11 protein-coding genes are annotated in these 15,633 nt (G+C 55.2%); 5 read left to right on the top strand and 6 right to left on the bottom strand.

Features of this window, described 5'->3' with window-relative positions:
• Window positions 1-138: 138 nt before the first annotated feature.
• Complete coding sequence (locus PSR63_RS08245) at window positions 139-2,391, bottom strand: glutamine synthetase III family protein (RefSeq protein WP_274332299.1); 2,253 nt, start codon at window positions 2,389-2,391, stop codon at window positions 139-141.
• A gap of 501 nt (window positions 2,392-2,892) precedes the next feature.
• Here PSR63_RS08245 and PSR63_RS08240 point away from each other — a divergent pair.
• Complete coding sequence (locus PSR63_RS08240; RefSeq protein WP_274332297.1) at window positions 2,893-4,557, top strand: tetratricopeptide repeat protein; 1,665 nt, start codon at window positions 2,893-2,895, stop codon at window positions 4,555-4,557.
• A 38-nt stretch (window positions 4,558-4,595) separates the two neighbouring features.
• Here PSR63_RS08240 and PSR63_RS08235 read toward each other — a convergent pair whose 3' ends face one another.
• Window positions 4,596-5,786 (bottom strand): FAD-dependent oxidoreductase, encoded by a 1,191-nt coding sequence (locus PSR63_RS08235; protein ID WP_274332296.1) that lies wholly within the window; start codon window positions 5,784-5,786, stop codon window positions 4,596-4,598.
• A gap of 183 nt (window positions 5,787-5,969) precedes the next feature.
• On the opposite strand from PSR63_RS08235, the gene PSR63_RS08230 reads away from it, so the two are divergent.
• Window positions 5,970-7,214, top strand: coding sequence for a PQQ-binding-like beta-propeller repeat protein (locus PSR63_RS08230; RefSeq protein WP_274332294.1), 1,245 nt, complete (start codon window positions 5,970-5,972; stop codon window positions 7,212-7,214).
• Between the two features lie 93 nt (window positions 7,215-7,307).
• On the opposite strand, the gene PSR63_RS08225 is transcribed toward PSR63_RS08230, so the two are convergent.
• The 4 genes from PSR63_RS08225 to PSR63_RS08210 all read right to left on the bottom strand — a co-directional run bounded on the left by PSR63_RS08225 (window position 7,308) and on the right by PSR63_RS08210 (window position 10,645).
• The gene (locus PSR63_RS08225; protein ID WP_274332292.1) at window positions 7,308-7,850 is read right to left on the bottom strand and encodes a rhodanese-like domain-containing protein; all 543 of its coding nucleotides are present in this window, start codon (window positions 7,848-7,850) and stop codon (window positions 7,308-7,310) included.
• A 69-nt stretch (window positions 7,851-7,919) separates the two neighbouring features.
• The gene (locus tag PSR63_RS08220) at window positions 7,920-8,243 is read right to left on the bottom strand and encodes an ArsR/SmtB family transcription factor (RefSeq protein WP_274332290.1); all 324 of its coding nucleotides are present in this window, start codon (window positions 8,241-8,243) and stop codon (window positions 7,920-7,922) included.
• Window positions 8,244-8,364: 121 nt separating this feature from the next.
• Window positions 8,365-9,747: a sulfatase-like hydrolase/transferase gene (locus tag PSR63_RS08215; protein WP_274332288.1), complete on the bottom strand. Its 1,383-nt coding sequence runs from the start codon at window positions 9,745-9,747 to the stop codon at window positions 8,365-8,367.
• Between the two features lie 85 nt (window positions 9,748-9,832).
• Window positions 9,833-10,645, bottom strand: coding sequence for a hypothetical protein (locus tag PSR63_RS08210; protein WP_274332286.1), 813 nt, complete (start codon window positions 10,643-10,645; stop codon window positions 9,833-9,835).
• Window positions 10,646-10,868: 223 nt separating this feature from the next.
• Here PSR63_RS08210 and PSR63_RS08205 point away from each other — a divergent pair, with 223 nt between their 5' ends.
• The 3 genes from PSR63_RS08205 to PSR63_RS08195 all read left to right on the top strand — a co-directional run bounded on the left by PSR63_RS08205 (window position 10,869) and on the right by PSR63_RS08195 (window position 15,603).
• Entirely contained in the window at window positions 10,869-12,380 is a 1,512-nt protein-coding gene (locus PSR63_RS08205; protein WP_274332285.1) for an aldehyde dehydrogenase family protein, read from the top strand.
• Between the two features lie 114 nt (window positions 12,381-12,494).
• A complete protein-coding gene (locus PSR63_RS08200) occupies window positions 12,495-13,961 on the top strand; it encodes a sulfatase-like hydrolase/transferase (protein ID WP_274332284.1) in 1,467 nt (488 codons plus the stop codon).
• A 106-nt stretch (window positions 13,962-14,067) separates the two neighbouring features.
• Window positions 14,068-15,603 (top strand): hypothetical protein, encoded by a 1,536-nt coding sequence (locus PSR63_RS08195; RefSeq protein ID WP_274332282.1) that lies wholly within the window; start codon window positions 14,068-14,070, stop codon window positions 15,601-15,603.
• Window positions 15,604-15,633: the final 30 nt, after the last annotated feature.

Below are 15,633 nucleotides of genomic sequence, written 5' to 3'. Positions count from 1 at the left end.
GGAAGTAGCGGTGAGGCAGGGCATGCGAGAGGGGCCAAGGCCGTATATGGTGGGGGTAACAATAAAAAAGCGAGCCAAGATGTAAAGTCTTGGCTCGCTTTCAAGGGAAAGATTGTATCAGCGAATGCTGTCAGCCGCTTAGCGGATGAAGAGCATTTCTTGATAGGTTGGCAGTGGCCACAGGTCGTCGGCAACGTAGCCTTCCAACGCGTCAGCATACTTGCGAACGTCGTTCATTGCTGGAAGAACTTCGTAGCAGTAAGCCTTGGCGTGACCCTTGGAGCAATCGCCTTCTTCGGCCTTCTCGGCAGCGGCTTCCAGGGTAGCAATGCTATCCTGCAGCGACTTGACGAGGCTAGTGACCGTGTCCAGAGTGTTCTTGTCGAACTCGTAGCCCAGAGCTTGCAGGTTCGCACAAGTGGAAGCCAACTCGTTCTGGTAACGAATCGCTGCTGGGAAGATCATGGTGCGAGCCATCTCGATGGTGAGATTGGTTTCGACCTTGACGCTCAGGCAGTATTGTTCCAGGTAGGTTTCCAGGCGACTTTCCAGTTCACGTTCCGACAGCACGCTGTACTTCGTGAACAGCTCTTTGACTTCTTCCTTTTCCAGGAATGGCAGAGCGTCGGCGGTGGTCTTCAGGTTCAGAAGGCCACGCTTTTCAGCTTCTTGGTGCCATTCGTCGGAGTAGCCGTCGCCGTTGAACACGATGGTGCCATGCTCATTCATGATTTCGGTCATGAGCTTGGTCAGGGCAGTGTTCAGCTTCGCTGGATCACCGCCGGTTGCTTCTTCCAGCTTGGTCGCACAGTAGTCCAGCGATTCGGCAACAATGGTGTTCATTGCGACGAGTGGACCAGCGATCGACTGGTTAGAACCAACAGCACGGAACTCGAAGCGGTTACCGGTGAAGGCAAACGGGCTGGTACGGTTACGGTCGCCAGCATCCTTCGGCAGTGGCGGAAGAACGTCGGCACCGATTTCCAGAGTGCCCTTAGGAATCGAGCTACTTGCACCGCCGCCCTTGATCTGTTCGAAGACGTCCGTCAATTGGTCGCCCAGGAAGATCGAAATAATAGCTGGAGGAGCTTCGTTGGCACCCAAACGGTGATCGTTGGAAGCCGTAGCAACCACGGCACGCAGCAAGCCTTGAAACTTGTGTACGGCACGAATAACGGCAGCACAGAAGACCAGGAACTGGGCGTTCTCGTGAGGCGTGTCGCCTGGATCCAGCAGGTTGCCCTGCGAGGAGCTACCCATCGACCAGTTGACGTGCTTACCGCTACCGTTGACGCCAGCGAAAGGCTTTTCGTGTGTCAGGCAAGCCATACCGTACTTCTCAGCAACCTTACGCAGCGTGATCATGATCAGCTGCTGATGGTCGGTCGCGACATTGGCGAACTCGAACATCGGAGCGATTTCGTACTGGCCAGGGGCCACTTCGTTGTGACGCGTCTTGACCGGGATACCCAGCTTGAACAGTTCACGTTCGCTTTCCAGCATGAAGGCGAGAACGCGATCTGGAATGGCACCAAAGTAGTGATCGTCGAATTCCTGACCCTTAGGAGGTGCAGCACCAAACAAGGTGCGACCAGCGTTCAACAGGTCAGGGCGAGCGAAGAAGAAGTTGCGATCGACCAGGAAGTATTCCTGTTCAGGACCGGCGGTCGAGCTGACCATGGCACCATCGGTATGACCGAAGAGAGCCAGGATACGTTGAGCTTGCTTGTTCAAAGCCTGCATCGAACGCAAGACCGGGGTCTTCTTATCGAGAGCTTCGCCCGTCCACGAAACGAACGCAGTGGGAATGCACAGCGTGGTTCCGTTCGGGTTCTCCATGATGTAGGCAGGGCTGGTAACGTCCCAAGCCGTGTAACCACGAGCCTCAAACGTCTGGCGAATACCACCCGAAGGGAAGCTGGAACCGTCCGGTTCACCTTGGATCAGTTGCGAACCGCTAAATTCAGCAATTGCACTGCCGGTGCCGTCTGGGCTCAGGAAGCTATCGTGCTTTTCAGCAGTGCTGCCGGTCAGCGGATAGAAGACGTGGGCGTAGTGCGTGGCACCCTTTTCAATGGCCCAATCCTTCATTGCGGAAGCAACGTAGTCGGCGACGGTCGTATCGAGCTTCTCACCCGTTTCGATCGTCTTCATCAGCGTCTTGAAGATTGGCTTGGGAAGACGGTCCTTCATGACCGATTTGCTGAAGACATTCGCACAGAAAAGCTCTTGGGTGGGAGTCTCCAAGAAGTTCATGGCAGGGGCGGAGGGCTTGTAGTTGGTAACTGCCGCGATGGCTGCCATTCGAGCCGTCCCGCCAGCGTACCCGCTACCGTTGCCTGTGGTAGTTGTTCCGTTGGAACCCGCCTTACCTTTCGATACCGTACTCACTAGTGTGTGACCTCCAAAGCCTAGCGCGAACGGCGAGCCCCACCAGGGATCCGCTTCACGCTTTTCGTTGTTGAAATTCCCTTACGATCTTTCGCTTCGCGATCCCTGCGAAAGCATGGTGCGGACTGATAGCAACTACCGTGCCGCGTCACTATAAGACGTAAAATCCCTAGAAAATGACCCCCGAAGGAGCATCCTCTGCGCGCAAAAACAGCGTGACCTGCATAGAAATATAGCAAAAAAGACTTGCCGAGGCCTGTTTTTTAAACTTTGCAAATAGGGTGCCGATAGCACTAGCGAGGGAGATCAATTTTTGCCCACCTTACTCAAGCGGAAGACCTGCAACTCGGCGAAGTTTAATTTCGGGCCGAACATTTCCGCCGCTGAAAGCTCTTATTCAGCGGCCACATCCGCTAAACTTAAAGCGCCTGCCAACCCATGTGAAGTAGGCAAATTGGCCAAATGGCCGAAGGGGCAAAACTATCTCGGGGGATCCTATCGATGAGAGTTTGCAGTTCGCCAGCCATGTTCGTGGCCTTAGCTGTTGCTGCGTTACTGAGTGCCGGCTCAAACGCCTATGCCGCGAAGCCAGGTTCTGAAGTCCCGTTGTTTCCCGGGTTAGGGGAACATCGCTGGGAGATTTCAAGCGACAATCCACAAGCCCAGGCCTACTTCAATCAAGGGCTGGCGTTCATGTATGGCTTCAACCATGACGAAGCGATTCGCAGTTTCCACGAGGCGGCCAGGCTCGATCCCAATTGCCCCGCGCCTTGGTGGGCTATCTCCCTGGCCAACGGCCCGAACATCAACTATCCGCTCTTGGACGAGAAGCATGCTCCACTGGCCTGGGAGGCCCTGCAGAAGGCGAAACAACTGGCCAGTAATGGCTCGCCCCTAGAGCAGGGACTGATCGCCGCACTCGATCAACGCTATGCCCAGCCGCCACCTGAGGATCGCAAGCCGCTCGATCAAGCCTACGCCGATGCAATGCGCAAGCTTTGGAAAGAGTATCCAGGCGAGCCAGACGTAGGGGCCGTCTTCGCCGAGAGTTTAATGGATCTGTGGCCTTGGGATCTTTGGCAGCAAGCCGGCACAGCCAACCCGGATACCCGAGAGGTCATGGAAACGCTCGAAGCCGTTCTCAAGCAGTCTCCCGATCATCCTCTGGCGTTGCACCTGTACATTCACACGCTCGAGGCCTCGGGTGAAGTGGCGAAAGCAGCCGACGAAGCCGATCGCCTCCGTAACCTCCAGCCTGGGCTAGGGCACATGGTCCACATGCCCAGTCACATCGATGTCCGCTTAGGAGCTTGGCGCAAAGCCATTGCGGCCAATGAGAAGGCCATCATCGCCGACACGGCCTACAAGCAGCAGTCTCCTGAGCAGGACTTCTTCCGGATTTACATGGCCCATAATCGCCACATGTTGGCTTTCGCCGCGATGATGATCGGACAGGAAAAAGTCGCGACCGAGCAGATTGACATGATGCTGAAAGAGATGCCTGAGAGCTGGGTGGTGGCAAACGCTCCGTTTGTCGATGGCATGCATAGCATGCCGTATGAGATGCATATTCGCTTTGGGCGTTGGGATGCGATCCTGGAGGAGCCTGAGCCTGCCGAACACTTCCCCATTTGTCGGGCGATGCGGCACTTCGCGCGTGGTGTTGCTTATGCCGCGAAGAAGCAACCGGCCGAAGCACGTAAAGAGCAGGCAACGTTCCGTGAGCTAAAAGCGGCGATTCCGGAAGAGGCTTTTTTCGCTCAGAATCCGGCATCGGTCGTGTTGGACATTGCCGACAAGATGCTCGAAGGCGAGATCCTTTATCGCGAAGGCAAAACGGATGAAGCGGTTGCCAGTTTGGAGAAAGCAGCCGAGTTGGAAGACTCGCTGCGATATACGGAACCGCCTGATTGGATCCAACCAGTTCGCCATGCTTTGGCCGCGACCTTAATGGATGCAAAGCGATACAAAGAGGCCGAGAAAGTCTTGCGAACCGACTTGGAAATCCATCCTCACAATGGATGGGCACTATACGACCTGGCACGTAGTCTGCGGATGCAAGACAAGTTCGACGAAGCCGACAAGGTTCAAGCCGAGTTTGAGGTGGCTTGGAAAGACGCCGATGTGAAGATGAGTTCGGCGTGTATGTGTTTGCCAGCCGAGTAGAAGACGAAGCGGTAGCCCATCGTCGCTATCGGCGAGCGCTACGTTGATTCTCGTTCCCGCCGTCGCGAGGCACGCTTTTCGGCGGGATCTTCTTCTGGCTCTGGTTGGAATAACGGGAGGGGATGGTCCAGTCCGCTTACGGTCTTGAGCATGGTTTCCCGCACACTCTTCCAGTGCAGAAGTCTGGGTGCGAGCAAGTTGCGAAGGGTTCGTTTGAAGAACGACTCGGCCTTCACGAAACCGGTCATCGTACGAATCCGCTGAATAATCGCATTATCAACCGGCCAACGCTGTTGGTGATAGAGGGCAAGCTCGTCTCGTTTGGCAAGCTCAGCGAACACCCAGGCATCTTCAATGCCGAGGTTCATCCCACGCGCCCCGACCGGCGAGTGAAGGTGAGCCGCGTCCCCGGCGAAGTAGACTTTGCCGACATTCATCGATTCCACTAACCGGTGGGCAATATGAAAGGACGAGTTCCACTGCGATTCGCCAATCGGATTGGACTCGGTCAATTGGGCAATTGGTTCGGGGTAGTTACCCATGACGCGCCAAATGGTCGGCTCGCCAGGTTTCTCTTCGCCGGTATGGATCGGCATCATGAAGAGAAAACCATCGTCCTGCAACTTGATATGTGCCCTGTCGGGAGCGAAGTCGGTCGCCAGGGGAATGTCATCGAGCACCCACGCACGGTCGTAGGTTTCTCCTGGAAAAGGGACATGAACTGACTTGCGAGCCACGCTGTGGGCACCGTCCGATGCCAGAATCCACGGAGCCGTGATCGACTCGTTGGCCTGGGTTTCAACATGAACCAGTTCTGCTTTGCCTTCGGCCAGGTTAGGGGAATCGACGAGTTCGATTTGACGCTCGATCTCGATTCCCCGCTCGCCAAGATCTTTCCTCAGGACACCTTCGGTAGCTGCTTGCGAAAGGGCCAACATAAACGGGAAGCGATGCTCAAGATCTTTGAAATCAACTTCCGCGACAATGCGCCCATTGCGGTGAATGGTGGTCCCGTAAATCTTCCGCCCCAATGACAAGAGCTTGTCGGTGATTCCGGAAGCCTCGAACAGTTCCAGCGTGCGTGGATTAATGGCCAGTGCCTTCGAGAATTTCGAGGGCTCAGCCCGTTTGTCCACAATCCTCGGAATGATATCGTACCGCGATAAAAACGCGGCAGCCGCCATGCCGACAGGTCCAGCGCCAATTATGAGAGGGGGTGAGTGCGTCATGCAAAGGTATGGGTGAAGTGGGTAGCGTTGTAGCGGCTCTAACAACTAACTATCACACTAGGATGCTAGACGTTGCTCTGCAACTGAGGATGTCGGACAAAGTTTGAGAATCACCGCGGAAGATCGTTAGAATAATCGTCGCTGGTGTATCTGCCCTAAATTCTCATTCCGGGAAAGCATCCGATGTCTACGACGCTTCGACTCTTGCTTTGTATCGCCTCGATCACAATCTTCTCTACCAAGCTCCATGCCGAGGACTGGCCGCAATGGCAGGGGCCCGCCCGTGATGGTATTTCTGGCGAAACCCAGTTAAAGGCCAAGTGGCCGGAAGATGGTCCACCATTGGTTTGGCAAGTCAACGAGTTAGGAGATGGGTACGGCGCAGTATCCGTGGTTGGCGGCGTGATTTACCTGGTTACCAACGAAGGCCTGGATGACGAATCGGTGAAAGCACTGAACGCGGCCAACGGGCAAGTGCTGTGGGCGACCCGAATCGGAAAGGTCGGCAATCCGAATCAAAAGCCAAGCTACCCGGCCGCACGCAGTACTCCGACTCTTGATGGCGAAATGCTGTATGTCTTGGGTTCCGACGGTGACTTGGTTTGCTTGAAGGCAAAAAGTGGCGAAGTTGTTTGGCAGAAAAATATTCGCGAGGCGTACGATGGCAAGCCAGGCACATGGGCTTACTCAGAGTCTCCGTTGATCGACGGAAACAAAGTGGTTGTCACACCTGGTGGCAAAGATGTGGGCATCGTGGCCGTTGATAAGGCAACCGGCGAGACGATCTGGAAGGCGAATACTCCGAAGATGGGAGCCGCAGCCTATGCCTCGATCCAAAAGGTGACCGCCGCAGGCAAGCCGCAGTATGTCGCATTCATGGCCAACGGCCTCGCTGGTGTCGACGCCGAAGATGGGACATTTCTTTGGTCTTACACACGTACCAAAGGGATCGCAAATATGCCTACGCCGGTGGTGGCTGGCGATATCGTTTACAGCGGCGGTTCACGAACCGGCGGAGGTGCCGTCCGGCTAGTGGCTGAGCAGGTCACCGTATTACCGGAAGAACTGTACTTCAATCCGAAGCTGCCCACTGCAATTGGCGGGGCAGTGAAAGTCGATGGCTATCTCTATGGTTGCAGCGGTTCGACACTCATGTGCGTCGATTTCGTATCAGGCGAGATTAAGTGGCAGGAACGTATCAGCGCGGCCGCTTCGATCCTTTATGCCGATGGGCGTTTGTACCTGCACACCGAAAATGGCAAGGTCATGATGGTGGCTGCCACCCCAGAAGAGATGAACATCGTGAGCGAGTTCACTTTGCCTGATCAGCCGGAAGGAACTGGGAAAGAATGGGCCTATCCGGCTTTGGCTGACGGCAAGCTCTTTCTACGGCAGCACGGTACGATTTGGTGCTATGACGTGAAGTAGCTTGCCTGGGGAGGGAGGGCAGCAAAACATTGCCAGCGAGCAATGGGTGGAATTGCTCGCCAAGGTTCCTGTCCTGCTGCCCCTGCCCCATAGCTATCTCGAGCAGCTAGACGCTTGATTCCACGGCATCTTGGCCAACATCATGGCCATGCCGCAGGTGTCGGTAATGCCGGCGAACATCAGGCCAGCACCAACAAACGCCGAGAGTCCAGCGAAGTAGGGGTGAACGAAAATACCCAGCAATGCGCCCACGAGGACGAGGAAGCCAGCGGCGATTCTCACCTGGCGTTCCAGGGAGATCGTCTTCTTGCCACGCACTACAGGAAGACCTGCCGAAGCCCAGGCATCCGTTCCGCCTTCCACGTTAACAACGTTCTCGTATCCCGCTGCAACAAACTTTTCGCAGGCCTTGCCGGCGCGATTACCGGACTTGCAGATCACGTAAAGGGGCTTGTGTGCCGAGCCGTTGCGGGCCTCCATGACTTCGTTCGGGGCAAGTCGATCCAGGGGCTTGTTCACGGCCTTGGTGGCGTGCACCTCTTCGTATTCAGCTGGCGTGCGAACATCGATCAGGTCGCAGTCGCCTGACTCGCAAAGCTTATTCAGTTCTTGGGGAGAAATCGTATTAACGCTCATTCTTTCCTCCTTTGATTTGTTGTCCGTAATGTCGTGATGTGACGATATGTTAGGTCAAAAAAAGGCGGGCTATTTGCCGGCCTCTGTCAAGAATCGGCTTTCGATACAGGCCATGATGTCTTCCAGGTGGGGTTCTGCCACCGAGTAATAGACTCGTCGACCGTCTCGCTCGCTTGTGAAAAAGCCACAGCGTTGCATCAAACGAAGATGCTCGGATGCTAGGTTCTCGGCAATGCCACAATCTTCGGCGATCTCGCCAACCGTAAACCTACCATGGAGCAAAAGCTGGACCATCCGAAGACGAACCGGATGCGCTAATGCTTTTAAGCACTCAGCAGCTTGGCCAAGTGCATCCATTTCCAGAGGTGGCTTGTTAGGTGTCTTTTTGGGCATATTCGAGGCTCCTGTGTTAAATATATCGTCAGTTCGCGAGATGTCAATAAGTGAAAAGATGGGAGAATCGAATGTTTTCCTCTTTTTTTCTTAGCCTGCTAAGTGAGTGGGAATTGGTCGTCTAGAAGTCCCGAAAAGGCCGACGAGGTTCGGCGGCTTCCATTTCCTGTTGCCACTCGGTCAGTCGCTCTTTTAGCGCAAAAGCTTTGTCGGGATGCTTTTCCGACAAGTCATTCTCTTCGCCGATGTCTTCTGGCAAGTAGTACAGACCCTTTGCCCTCTTGCTGTCGATCCACTTCCAGTCACCGCTGCGAACCGCGACTTCATTTCTTCGTTGCCAGAACATCTCTTTTCGAGGGGACTCGGTTTTTCCCTGGAGCACCGGCAGCATGTCGAAGCCATCGTAGGGCACGCCGCTAGGAAGTGTTGTCCCGGCGGCTTTGCATGCGGTCGGAAAGACCTCCAGGGCGGTCAGAAACTCGTCGCTTGTCTTACCTGCGGGTACCTTGCCGGGCCAGCGGACGATACAGGGAACGCGAATGCCACCTTCCCACATGGTCGACTTGCGACCTTGCAGCGGTTGATTATCGGCCAGGCCACTGCCGCCATTGTCGGAAAAGAAGATGACGAGTGTGTCATTGGCAATTTCATAACGCTCAAGTCGATCGAGGATCGCGCCGATGGCCGCATCCATTTCAGTGACGGCCGCCATGTAGCCACGTCGACGTTGTTCTGAGCGGCTCGTTCCTTCAGGGTACATGGCCAGGTATTCAGGCGACGCCTGCACGCTGCCGCGAATTTCACGATCGAGGTTGGACGCCCCATGTGGTGCATTGAACGGGACATACAGAAAGAACGGTCGCTCGTGATTCTGATCAATAAACTTCACTGCGTGGTCTCGAAACAGCGTGGTGCAATACGTGCCTTGATCCTTGGTCGTGAGCTCGTTCCCATCAAACATCGACGGAACGCCGTACCGCTCGTGGGTGAAGTAGTCGATGCCCGTATTACAGAAGCCGTAGAAATCATCGAAGCCGCGCTGTAGCGGCAGGAATCGTTTGAGTTGGCCGCCATCCCATTTGCCGTAGCATCCACATGCATAGCCGGCGTCCTTCAAAACATTCGATAGGAAAGCCTCACGTACGTCTGTCCCCAGAATGTGTTCGGGCGACACCGCATATTCTTCAGGCGAGTAGAGATGCCCGTCATCGACACGATCGTTGCGGATCATATCGTAGGTGCCATTTCGCTGTGGGTAACGGCCTGTCAGGAAAGCAGCCCGCGAAGGCGTACACGCATTCCAGGCAACATAAAAACTGGTCAGTCGCGTCCCTTCCTGGGCCAGTTGATCCAAGTGCGGTGTGCGGACATCGGTCGCTCCGAACGAGCCCAAGTCGTGATAGCCTTGATCGTCCGAGACGATTAACACGACGTTGGCTGGGCGCTCGGCAGCCAGCAAAACCGCAGGAACAAAAAGCAGGGCCAAACCAATCAACGCACGCATGGAAGCCATCTCGAAAACGGAAGGAATGGATTCAGGTAGGTGCGTTTCAGGATAGCTGTTATCATGGACGAAACAAGCTTTTCCGCTATGCCGCAGTTAATATCTCGTGCTTCATGTGAGAGAAATGGCCAGTTGAATCGGCAAAAAACGCTTCGGGAAGTATCGCGTAACGATCGAGCGTCGCCTCGGTATGATTCCAGCCCATGTTGGCAGCCACGTCGAAGGCTTTGAGTCCACGAGAGATGCGTTCTTTTGTCCGATCAAACTTCCAGAATTGAAGCCAGGCACCAGCTGGAAAGTAGGCAAAGCGAACTGCAGGCATTAGCGCCAGTGATTTCATCAACGGCCAATCGAACTCGTCGACTGCCTGTTCAATCCGCGGACCAACAATCGTCTCTTGTTCGTCGAGAAAATGCGTTTCAAAGATCTCACGTTTCGCTTGATCCGTTAGTTGCTCGCCATTGCGGTTGGCAGCATGAACACATTTCAACGCGGCAAGCAAATGGGGCGCTACCAGTCGATCGGCATCAGGATGATCGCCGTGAAGTTTTGTGAAGTGGTAGGTCGTGTAGATCTGCACACACACGCGGCGATTTACCTCGCGAAACGCTTCCGCGAAAGCTTCCAACGCGTTGAGCTTTTGCTGGCGAGTCTTGGGAGTGAAGCAGTACTGAAAGGAAAGGGCTTCGCCTAGTTGCATGCCGAATGCGAAGTACCCGCGAGCCCATAGGGCCCCATGAGCGGCGATCAGCGGAAAGATATGATTACGGCCAGAGTCTTCATAAACGTGGTGATAGGTAGCAGCACGTTGTGATAGCTGACGAGTCGTGCCGGCCAGGCGTACGGCCTCGGCGTGAAGCGCGTCATAAGTGCGCTTCAATTGGGCAAACGTTTTCATAGCCCTAAGCCTTGTACTTGGAGAGATGTGTGGGTTGTGATTTATTTCACAAAGTGTTGACCGAACGATAGAGATCGCTAACAACCCGGAAAAACTTTTATTTCTGTCGTTTGTTCAGAAACGCGTAGAATGGGATGTGGCCTGCGTGACTCGCGCAACAGGCCCAAGCAAAGCACCGCCAGCACTCCCCAAGCTGCTTACCCCATCGACTAAGGAGAGATCTATGATTTTGACGACGACTGCCCCTGTCGCGCGTCCGGAAACACAAGCATTCATTGAACAGGACCACAAGCTACTTATCGATGGACAGTGGCTGCCTGCGGCAACGGAAAAGAAGTTTGAAGTGGTGAACCCGGCCGATGGCAAGGTGATTGCCCAGGTTGCCGAAGGTGGTCAGCAAGATGTCAATAAAGCGGTAGCCGCTGCCCGCAAGGCATTCGAGACCGGACCTTGGCCGGCAATGACCGCTTCCCAGCGCGGCAAGATGCTCTGGCGACTAGCCGACTTGATGGAGCAGCACATCGAAGAGTTCGCCGAGATCGAATCGCTTGACAATGGTAAGCCAAAAGCGGTTGCTGCTGCCGCCGACGTTCCACTGGCGATCGACCTGTTTCGCTACATGGCCGGCTGGGCCACCAAGATCGAAGGAACGACCATTCCGGTCTCGGTGCCGTATCTCGACGGGGCCGAGTTCCACAGCTATACGCTGCGGGAACCAGTCGGTGTCGTTGGTCAGATCATCCCTTGGAACTTCCCCTTATTGATGGCAGCCTGGAAGTTGGGACCGGCTCTGGCAACGGGATGCACCGTTGTGCTGAAGGTTGCTGAAGAAACGCCGCTGAGCGCCTTGCGTTTGGCGCACTTAATTCAAGAGGCAGGCTTTCCGCCCGGCGTTGTGAACGTAATTACCGGCTTCGGTGAAACTGCCGGCGCGGCACTTTCGGCCCATCCCGATGTCGACAAGGTTGCGTTCACTGGATCGACCGAAGTGGGTAAGCTGATCGTCAAAGCGGCTGGGGAAACCAATCTGAAAAAGATCTCGCTGGAGTTGGGCGGCAAGAGCCCGAATATCATCATGCCGGATGCTGACATCCCGGCAGCCATCGCGGGATCGGCCAACGCCATCTTCTTTAATCATGGTCAGTGCTGCTGTGCCGGATCTCGCTTATTCGTTCATCGAAAGCACTTCGATCAAGTCGTCGAAGGGGTGGCCGAAGAAGCCAGCAAGATCAAGCTCGGGCCTGGCATGCATCCCGATTCGGACATGGGGCCGATGGTCTCTCAGATTCAACAGGATCGAGTTTGTAGCTATCTCGACATTGGCGAGAAGGAAGGAGCGAAGGCCGTCTGTGGCGGCAAGCGAGCCGACAGCGAAGGGTACTTCGTCGAGCCGACCGTGTTGGTCGATACCAATGCAAACATGAAAGTGATCAAGGAAGAGATCTTCGGTCCGGTGGTTGCCGCAGTGGCCTTTGACGACATCGAGGAAGTGATTGCCACGGCCAACGACAGCATCTACGGGCTGGCCGCGGCTGTCTGGACGAAAGATATCAGCCTGGGGCACCGGATCGCCAAACGTATCAAGGCCGGCACCGTTTGGATGAACTGCTACAACGTGTTTGATGCCTCGCTTCCGTTTGGCGGCTACAAGCAATCCGGCTGGGGCCGTGAAATGGGGCACGAGGCGATCAACCTCTATACCCAAACGAAAGCGGTCACGCTGCAACTGAAATAGTTGAATTGCTGGAAAAGTTCTTTTTAAAGGCACGGTTTTCCCGTCAGAAAACCGTGCCTTAGGCTTTATAAGTAGAACCAAGCCAGTTTGTTTTCTCCTAGAGTCACCGAGTCCATGTACCGAACGATCGTCACGCTCTGCCTGTGGGTAATCTGTTGCACCGCCGTTTCTGCCGCGAAGCCCAACTTGCTTCTGATTGTGGCCGACGATATGGGGTACGGCGACTTGTCGTGCTATGGCTCGAAGCAGATTCAGACGCCCAATCTCGACCGTCTGGCCAGCGGCGGAGTACTTTGTACCGATGGCTATGTTTCAGGTTCGGTTTGTGCTCCCTCTCGCGCCGGCCTGATGACCGGGCGCTACGGATCCCGATTTGGATTTGAGCACAATCTTAGCAATCCAGCCGGACTCGAGGATGAGTTTGCCGGAATCCCCTTGGATGAAACGCTTCTGTCGCAGCGGCTTCAAGAGCAAGGGTACCGTACCGGCTTGGTTGGAAAATGGCATCTGGGAGAGTCAGTGCCGGGGCATCATCCGCTGGAACGTGGCTTTGACTTCTTCTTTGGAATGTTGGGCGGCAGTCATGCTTACTTTCCAACCGTGGAGAAGAATCGACTACTGATCAATCATGAACCGCCCCACGAGATTCGCACGCCGTACCTGACCGATTGGTTCACGCTCGAAGCGATCGACTTCATTCAGGCCGAGGGGAAGGCGAAAGAGTTGGATGCCCAGCAGCCATGGTTTCTTTATCTGTCGTACAACACGCCTCATGGTCCAATGCAAGCCAAGGAGGAAGATATTGAGCAGTACGCACACATCCATGACAAGACACGCCGAGTCTACTGCGCTATGCAGGCCTGTATGGACGAGAACATTGGCAAGATTGTTGACACGCTCGAGTCGACGGGCCAACTCGAAAACACGCTGATCGCATTCATCTCCGACAACGGTGGTTCGGTGGAAGTTTCTCACGCGGTGAATGCTCCTCTGCGAGGGACCAAAGGAACGTTCCTGGAAGGTGGCATTCGCGTGCCAACCATTTATCACTGGCCGGCTCAATTGCCCCAGGGCAAGGTTTATGACCAACCCGTGATCTCTTTGGATGTAATGAAAACGTTTGTTACGGCTGCTGGCGGCCAGGCTCCTTCTGCCGGGGAAACGGAACCTCGCAAAGGTCGTAGCAAGAAGAATCTGCCGATCTACGATGGCGTCGACCTCGTGCCACATTTTCGAGGAGAAAGTAAAGAGGCTCCGCACGAGTCGCTCTACTGGCGGATGGCTCTCCGCGGTTCGGCAATTCGAGAAGGTGATTGGAAACTGCTGATTCCCAACTCGCAGTTGCCTCAGTTGTACAACTTGAAAGAGGACGTCGGCGAGACAACCAACTTGATTCAGGACCAGCCTGAGATGGCGGCACAACTCTTGGAGAAGTTGAACGAGTGGGAAGGGACGATGGAACGGAACCCGCTGTTCATTTCTGCTCCGACTTGGTCCCAGTACAATAAACGCTTGTACGAGAAGACCTTCTCGCTTGAGCAGCCGCTGCCGGACAGTGAGGAAGATATCTGGTCGTTTTGATGGGTGTTGCTTTCCGGGGGATTTCATTTTCCTTTCCCCTGGCGGCGCGATACAACGATAGGTGCGCGGATGCCCCAACCGTCCTCATCCTCAGGAGCCTGTCCCCATGCCCCTATCTCGTCGCCAGATGCTTCAGTCGAGTGCCGTTGCCGGTGGTCTACTTTCTATGGGAGACCTCGGGCTGCTCTCTCAGCTTCGTCCGGTATCGGCCGCGGAAGCCAAGCTGGACCCAAGCGTGGTGCGGCTTGACCCAAGCATCGAGCCCCTGGTTCGGCTGATTGAAGAGACGCCTCGCGAAAAGCTATTGGAAGAGATCGCGGCGAGAGTGAAAAAAGGGACGAGCTATCGCGAAGTGCTTGCGGCGCTGTTGTTGGTGGGGGTGAAAAATGTCGAGCCGCGACCAAGTGTCGGTCACAAGTTCCATGCGGTATTGGTCGTTAATTCGGCGCATCTCGCGAGTATCTCTTCGCCGGACGAACATCGCTGGCTGCCGATCTTTTGGGCGTTGGATCACTACAAATCGGCCCAGCGCCGCGATGTGGAAGAGCGGGGCGATTGGACGATGTCGGCCATGGACGACGGCAAGATCCTCTCGCACGGCAAGGCCAGGGCTCAGTTCATCGAAGCGATGGACAACTGGGATGAAGAGAAGGCCGACGTAGCCGCTGCCAGCCTGGCACGCACCGGTGGTGCGAACGAGATCTACCGCTTGCTGTTTCGCTATGGATCGCGCGATTATCGCAGCATCGGCCATAAGGCGATCTACGTTGCTAATAGCTATCGCACGTTGGGTTGTATCGGCTGGCAACATGCTGAGCCTGTGCTGCGGAGTTTGACCTATGCGTTGCTGATGCATGAAGGAAGCAACCCGGCTGAGCGAGATGACGAAGCCGATCGTCCTTTCCGACGCAACGAAGAGATCGCCTCGAAGATGCGCGACGACTGGACCAACGGCAAGCTCGATCCGGATGCGACACAGACCATGATCGAAACGCTGCGCACTGGTTCCAACGACGATGCTTGTGATCAGGTCGTTCAGTTGATCAACGGAGGAGCCCATCCGCAATCGATCTGGGATGCCCTGCACGTGGTGGCAGGCGAGATGGTCATGCAGCAGCCAGCGATCGTGCCCCTGCACAGTGTCACCACGACCAATGCTCTGCGGTATGCTTACGAAACATGCGGTGATGATGAGACGCGTCGACTGGTGATGCTGCAAAACGCAGCCTTCCTGCCGATGTTCCGCAGTGGGATGCGCGGGCGTGGTGGGGTCAAGGACGTTAGCATCGCCACACTTGATCCACAGAAACCAGAAGGGGACTCGACCGAGGCCGTCGAGAACATTTTCTCGGAACTGGGAAGAGACCCACTCACGGCCGCCAAGATGACACTCGGGTATCTACAGGATCAGGAAAACCACTCGGCCAAGGCGAAGCAATTGATCGATGCGGCTCGGGTACTTGTCTTCCGCAAAGGAAGTAATGCCCACGACTACAAGTTTAGTTCTGCGATCTTGGAGGATTACTACCACGTGTCACCCAAGTGGCGGGATACGTACCTGGCCTCGAATATCTTCCTGCTTAGGGATTCTCAGCGGGCAGACAACCAAATTGTTCAGCGAATTCAGGCCGCATTATCCTGACAGGCTTCGGTCTTGTGTTTTCGAGGTTCG

The sequence above is a fragment of the Bremerella sp. P1 genome (assembly GCF_028748185.1).
Taxonomy (GTDB): domain Bacteria; phylum Planctomycetota; class Planctomycetia; order Pirellulales; family Pirellulaceae; genus Bremerella.
Note: the sequence above shows the minus strand (reverse complement) of the source record. Positions and strands in the feature narration are given on the sequence as shown.

Excerpts from the sequence above, each read along its gene's own strand:
- PSR63_RS08225 (WP_274332292.1), bottom strand. The coding sequence starts at position 7,850 with ATGAGCGTTAATACGATTTCTCCCCAAGAACTGAATAAGCTTTGCGAG.
- PSR63_RS08200 (WP_274332284.1), top strand. The coding sequence starts at position 12,495 with ATGTACCGAACGATCGTCACGCTCTGCCTGTGGGTAATCTGTTGCACC.
- PSR63_RS08210 (WP_274332286.1), bottom strand. The coding sequence starts at position 10,645 with ATGAAAACGTTTGCCCAATTGAAGCGCACTTATGACGCGCTTCACGCC.
- PSR63_RS08230 (WP_274332294.1), top strand. The coding sequence starts at position 5,970 with ATGTCTACGACGCTTCGACTCTTGCTTTGTATCGCCTCGATCACAATC.
- PSR63_RS08195 (WP_274332282.1), top strand. The coding sequence starts at position 14,068 with ATGCCCCTATCTCGTCGCCAGATGCTTCAGTCGAGTGCCGTTGCCGGT.
- PSR63_RS08235 (WP_274332296.1), bottom strand. The coding sequence starts at position 5,786 with ATGACGCACTCACCCCCTCTCATAATTGGCGCTGGACCTGTCGGCATG.
- PSR63_RS08215 (WP_274332288.1), bottom strand. The coding sequence starts at position 9,747 with ATGCGTGCGTTGATTGGTTTGGCCCTGCTTTTTGTTCCTGCGGTTTTG.
- PSR63_RS08220 (WP_274332290.1), bottom strand. The coding sequence starts at position 8,243 with ATGCCCAAAAAGACACCTAACAAGCCACCTCTGGAAATGGATGCACTT.
- PSR63_RS08240 (WP_274332297.1), top strand. The coding sequence starts at position 2,893 with ATGAGAGTTTGCAGTTCGCCAGCCATGTTCGTGGCCTTAGCTGTTGCT.
- PSR63_RS08205 (WP_274332285.1), top strand. The coding sequence starts at position 10,869 with ATGATTTTGACGACGACTGCCCCTGTCGCGCGTCCGGAAACACAAGCA.